The sequence below is a fragment of the Chitinivibrionia bacterium genome (genome assembly GCA_009779925.1).
Classification (GTDB): domain Bacteria; phylum Fibrobacterota; class Chitinivibrionia; order Chitinivibrionales; family Chitinivibrionaceae; genus WRFX01.
Window position 1 is genome coordinate 1 of sequence record WRAZ01000074.1, and the last position, 5,213, is coordinate 5,213.

7 protein-coding genes are annotated in these 5,213 nt (G+C 40.8%); 3 read left to right on the top strand and 4 right to left on the bottom strand.

The genetic code is table 11. From position 1 onward, the window contains the following. Positions 1 to 157: 157 nt before the first annotated feature. The 3 genes from FWE23_11225 to FWE23_11235 all read right to left on the bottom strand — a co-directional run bounded on the left by FWE23_11225 (position 158) and on the right by FWE23_11235 (position 1,802). Positions 158 to 1,039: an Rpn family recombination-promoting nuclease/putative transposase gene (locus tag FWE23_11225; GenBank protein ID MCL2845997.1), complete on the bottom strand. Its 882-nt coding sequence runs from the start codon at positions 1,037 to 1,039 to the stop codon at positions 158 to 160. A 101-nt stretch (positions 1,040 to 1,140) separates the two neighbouring features. Beyond that, entirely contained in the window at positions 1,141 to 1,587 is a 447-nt protein-coding gene (locus FWE23_11230; protein MCL2845998.1) for a hypothetical protein, read from the bottom strand. 14 nt (positions 1,588 to 1,601) lie between these two features. After that, positions 1,602 to 1,802 (bottom strand): hypothetical protein, encoded by a 201-nt coding sequence (locus tag FWE23_11235; protein ID MCL2845999.1) that lies wholly within the window; start codon positions 1,800 to 1,802, stop codon positions 1,602 to 1,604. 207 nt (positions 1,803 to 2,009) lie between these two features. Here FWE23_11235 and FWE23_11240 point away from each other — a divergent pair, with 207 nt between their 5' ends. Then, on the top strand, positions 2,010 to 2,171 hold the full coding sequence (locus FWE23_11240) for a hypothetical protein (protein MCL2846000.1): 162 nt from the start codon (positions 2,010 to 2,012) through the stop codon (positions 2,169 to 2,171). Here the strand turns inward: FWE23_11240 and FWE23_11245 are convergent, their stop codons facing one another. Continuing rightward, complete coding sequence (locus FWE23_11245) at positions 2,172 to 2,474, bottom strand: hypothetical protein (GenBank protein ID MCL2846001.1); 303 nt, start codon at positions 2,472 to 2,474, stop codon at positions 2,172 to 2,174. A gap of 312 nt (positions 2,475 to 2,786) precedes the next feature. Here FWE23_11245 and FWE23_11250 point away from each other — a divergent pair, with 312 nt between their 5' ends. Continuing rightward, positions 2,787 to 3,524 (top strand): NAD-dependent protein deacylase, encoded by a 738-nt coding sequence (locus tag FWE23_11250; GenBank protein ID MCL2846002.1) that lies wholly within the window; start codon positions 2,787 to 2,789, stop codon positions 3,522 to 3,524. An 84-nt stretch (positions 3,525 to 3,608) separates the two neighbouring features. After that, on the top strand, positions 3,609 to 5,213 hold a 1,605-nt coding region (locus tag FWE23_11255), incomplete at its 3' end, for a hypothetical protein (protein ID MCL2846003.1).

A 5,213-nucleotide genomic window follows, 5' to 3' on the forward strand; every position in this document is an offset into this window, starting at 1 on the left:
AAATTGGGGGGGGGGGTGGGGGGTTAAACATAGGTGATTTCGCGAATGTGTTCGCGGTTGTTGGGGCGTGGAAAATGGCGTTGAAGTTAATCAAGGGTGATATTGCGGGTGAGAGAATTGTTGTTTCTGCAACCATAGAGCAACCTTTCTTTTGTGTTTAGTATTCCAAACGCAGGATGTCGTCGATGAAGAGACCTGTCAGTTCCGAAATTTCATCGACAGACATGCCTTTTTTTAGCATATTTATGGCTATTGCTTCATCTCTTTGTCGCATTCCTTGTCGCATTCCTCGTTGCATTCCAATTTCTATGCCGTCCGACAATTGCCCATCCAATTCGTCTTCTAATTTCCATTCTCTTAACAACATATCTTTTACCTCCGTTGAATGACTTTCTAAAAACTCTGCTATTTTACCCTCGTTTATACAGTCCTTTATAGCAAGATCTATCGCCTCTTTCAGCGTTTTTTTCTTTTTTAACAAATAATAACGAACTCGCGCAACAAGCATTTCATAACCGTCTAACGCATCGCTTTTTTGTGCAAATACGGGATTATACCCCTGATTTATGTTGTAAACCTGCACAAGCAACTCAAGATTTATCGGGCATTTGCCGTCTTCGTTTTTCTTAAACATATCCGACAATTTCAGCGTTTTCTTCGACGGATATTTGTCTTTTCCGTTATACAAAACAATAAATTCAGGATACGGTATCTTGATTTTCAGTTTTTTATACATATCCTTTTTCTTTACTATTTTCTTGTAAACGCTTTCTATGTAAGACAACATTCTCAAGGGCATATTTTCGTTTATAGTCGATTGGTGCTCTATTAAAACCACAATTTTTCCGTCTATTACGAACGAAATATCGTTTGCCTGCCCTTTATACAGCACGTTTTCCAAAGTTGTTATTTTTATATCGGTGTCTTTGCCGTAGTTTGTGTTTTGTATTGCGTTGTACAACTCCAAAAGTGTATCTTTTTCACCGAACAAACTTGTAAAAACGCTGTCTTTGTATTCCCTGTTTGCCTTTGCGCTCACATTTTCTCCTTGTTTTTTAATGCTGTTGTTATATAATATAATATTTGCCGCTAAATAAAAACAGGTAAATTTTTTTGTTTTGCTTTTCAGGAGAAAATACGTTAATCCGCGCTTACTGTGGGAGAATTATCGACAGGCGGCGTGGGAATATCGAAATTTTGTGCAAAATTTCCGCCGACATCCAATACGTTATCCTCCTCGTCTTCAAACAAACTGTCGTAATCTTTGGGATTTTGGTTTTCCGTCATTGCCCTTATTTTTATTGCTTTCATATATAGTTCGGGATTATGCTCAAAAAGAAAATCTTCGTCTTTCTTCGGCACGTTGTCGCCTCGCATTATGCGCATTGCAATAATAAGCGCTTTTGCGTCGGCGTCCATTTCGCTATTGCCTGTTTCTTGCGGAGGTTCCGCTTCTCTCGGCGATTTTATGTATTCGTCTTGCAGTCTTTTTTCTTTTGCGGCGCGAGATTCGCCAAACCGTGTTTCGTTAGGCGATATTTGAAAATTCCTGAAATTAACCCCTGTTGTATTATTCAGCACTCTCATACTTTTCTCCAAATTCAGATGATTTTTTTTGCCTTCACCAAAAAATTCACTTTTTGCGTTTTTGCAAAATCTTCCTGCTCTTTTTTCTTCCTGCGAAACATTTCGGCAAAACTTTTCTGCTCTTTTTTTTCTTGCATATCGTCTATCCTGTTAACATATAAACGATTTGCCGCAAATCGCCCGCCGGTAAGGTTCAATGTGTATTCCGCTCTCATTTTACCCTCCTTATGTTTTGGTTATGCCCTATTATTATATATCGGAACTTTTAAGTGCAATTTGAGTTTTTTTTTCGTAAATCATCAAAAATATAAAAGCAAAAAATTAAAAATTATTAAAAAACAAAAAACTCTTCTTTTTCTCTAAACTAAATAGTATTTTTGACTTATGTAATATAAATTTAACCTTATTTAAGGAGCGCAAAAATGAAAACGCAGGCTTTAATCAAAGACAAAAAAGGCGAGCAGGTTGCCGTGCACAGCGATTGCTATTCTCAATTGGACGACAAAGGCTACATCGACGTATTAACAATCGCCGGCGACGATTGGGTTGCTACTTACAATCCAAAATATTACTCGGCGGAGTAATTAAGCGGACTGAGCTTCCACAAAAACAGGCTCCGAAACCGCCGCCATTTTTGCCGAAACATACAAAAAGGCGTCGAATATCATAAGAAATTTTCTGTCGGCGGGCGCAACATCTCCGCCGCGTTTTATTATTGTCGCAATTCGCATAGCCCTTGCGTAATCGTTGCGCTGTTTTTTAGTTTCGCAAAGGGTGTGAGCAGATTTTTCCTGCTCTCTTTTTGTTTGTTTTAGTTGGAAATAATCCGCCAAGGAATACTCCCGTGTTTCTTGCCCATTGGTAAGGTTTAATGTTATCGTTTTCATTTTACCCTCCTTTGTTTCTGTTTATTATTCTTATCGGCAGAATTTTCGAGGGGCTTTAGTTTTTGTGGGGTTATTGCACTTCTTAAAACACAAAATACCGTCCAATCTCCGATTTTCGTCTTATATATGGCGTTTGCGGCAAAAACTAATCACTGATTTAATCAGCGATTTAATCAGTGGTTAACTAATATATTATCTATAATTTTACTAAAAAAAATAAGATACAATAGAAATCCGCAAAAAAATCACTCAAAGTACACCTTGCCACAAAGCAAATAGTATTTTATGCTCCGACAAAATAAGGAGCAAAAAATGAACAAAACCAAAGAACTATACGAAAAAATCACAAACGCTAAACATTGCGTAGCATTCACAGGCGCAGGAATAAGCACGCTTTCGGGTATCAGAGATTTCCGCGGCAAAAACGGCTTATACAAAGATACCGACGCCGACAAAATCTTCGATTTGGAATGGTTTCACAAAGACCCTTGGATTTTTTACGGCTTTATGAAGAAATTCATCGACAACTTCCAGAATTGCGAACCGTCCGTTGTCCATAACGTCCTTGCAAAGCTGGAAAAATCGGGACACATAAAAGCCGTTATTACTCAAAATGTCGATTTGCTTCATCAAAAAGCGGGAAGCGAAAACGTTATAGAAGTCCACGGTTCGCCTAAATCTTATTATTGCATAAAATGCGGCGATATTTCCAAGGAAAACAACGAAACCGTTATAGAATTACTAAACAAAAACGAATTGCCGAAATGCGAAAAATGCGGCGGAATTCTAAAACCAAGCATTACATTTTTCGGCGAAGCAATGCCCGAAGACATAAAAATTGCTCAAAAACACGCCCAAAAATGCGATTTTATGCTTGTTTTGGGAACTTCTCTCAACGTTTATCCCGCGGCGGCAATTCCCGAAATCGCTTTGCGAAGCGGCGGCGACATTGCAATCGTGAACGATATGGAAACGCATTTGGATAAGTGGGCGGATTTTAAATTCAAGGATTTGGAGAGTGTTTTTTGTGAGTTGGACGGTTTGTGTTAATAAACCGCCACATCGCTTGTGCAAAATAGTATATTTATCGGCGAAAGTTATCAATAATCATTAAACAATTAAGGAGTGATTTCTATGGCAGAATACGGAAAGTTCAATGAAAAGGACGAGTTTGAGATTTTTAACCCGCGCACACCGGAGCCGTGGTTACATTATTTGATTAGACCCGACCAGCCCGGAACGCAGACGTTTTGTTCGGGAGTGAGTTATACGGGCGGAGGTTTTGATGTTCGCGGAACTCACGAAAATACGTTCGTGGACACGCAACTTCACCTCAACGACGCCGACAACAGAGGTCGCTATTGCTACATTGTCGATGCGAAAACCCGCGATTATTTTACCACGACTTGGCAGCCCGTTAAACGCGAAGGACAAGAATTTAAGACAACTTTGGGCTTTGGATACATCAAATTCGACTCCGCTTACAAGGGGATTAAAACCGAGCAAACAATGTTCGTCCCAAAAGAATTTGACGGATGGATACAAAACATTGTCATCGAAAACACCACGGGCGAAACAAAAGAATTGGACATTTATCCGTTCGTTCCTATCCACATGGGAGACGCGATGGTGCGTTTGTGCGCGGGCGATAACGACGGATTTTTCGGCGGCGCAAACTGGGATAAAGACCTGAATTCCATAGTTTTCCGCAGAAATCACGGAACATCTGTGGACGACAACAAAGACGAAATCGCGGGAATGCTCGGAAATGTTGCGGCGTTTTATTCGACCCTAAACACTACAAACACCGAATACGAAACCAACGAAGAACGCTTTACGGGCGACAGATTTCATTCGCTTGCAGAGCCAATGAGAGTTGCCGACGGAAAATCGCTTTCCAACACAAATCAGGCTTATTTGCGCAGAACTTGCGGTGTTTTCCGCAATAAAATCACGCTTAAAGCGGGCGAAAAAACCGAATTTGCGGTGGCGTTAATCGCGAGTTCCACCAAAAACTACTACTTGGAAAAAAAGACCTATCTCAAAGAGATGACAAAAATGATACAAAGCGCCGACACACGCGCAAAAATGCTCGGCGAAGTCAAAAAATGGTGGGGCGATTTAATGTCGCAGTTCACTATTTCTACTCCGAGCGCAAAAATAAACCGCGCGTTCAAATGGCTGCAATACCAGTGCCGCGTTGTTTATATTCTTAACAGAATGAAATCGCGTTTCCATACGGGCTACGAATACGGATGGGGCTTCCGCGACATTTTGCAAGACGTGAATTTCAATTTGCCGTATTTCCCGAGCACTGTAAATCCGTCGCTTAAACATATTTCGACCCAAATGTTTTCTAACGGCGTTGCTTATCACAACTTCTTTTTGGATAAGCCCGGCAACAGAAACTGCCAAGCAAGCGACGACCCGATTTGGCTTCCGATGGCGATTATAAAATACATTAAAGAAACGGGCGATTTTGCATTTTTGGACGAAAAAACCGCTTATGCGGAAGTTCACGAAGGCGAGGGCGAGATTTACGGCACAATTTTGGAGCATATCCAAAAAGCGATTGACCGCATTTGGACGGACAGAAGCGATCGCGACCTTCCATATATGAAGGACTGCGACTGGAACGACGACCTTAACGAATCGCGCGCGCACCTCAACGACACAAGCGGCGAATGGAGCAGAGACGTCGAAAGCGTTATGGTAGCGCAACAGTTGTATAAAGTTTTG

What these genes read in the sequence shown, in the direction of transcription:
- FWE23_11240 (MCL2846000.1), top strand. Translation starts at nt 2,010, where the DNA reads ATGAAAACGCAGGCTTTAATCAAAGACAAAAAAGGCGAGCAGGTTGCC.
- FWE23_11235 (MCL2845999.1), bottom strand. Translation starts at nt 1,802, where the DNA reads ATGAGAGCGGAATACACATTGAACCTTACCGGCGGGCGATTTGCGGCA.
- FWE23_11250 (MCL2846002.1), top strand. Translation starts at nt 2,787, where the DNA reads ATGAACAAAACCAAAGAACTATACGAAAAAATCACAAACGCTAAACAT.
- FWE23_11230 (MCL2845998.1), bottom strand. Translation starts at nt 1,587, where the DNA reads ATGAGAGTGCTGAATAATACAACAGGGGTTAATTTCAGGAATTTTCAA.
- FWE23_11245 (MCL2846001.1), bottom strand. Translation starts at nt 2,474, where the DNA reads ATGAAAACGATAACATTAAACCTTACCAATGGGCAAGAAACACGGGAG.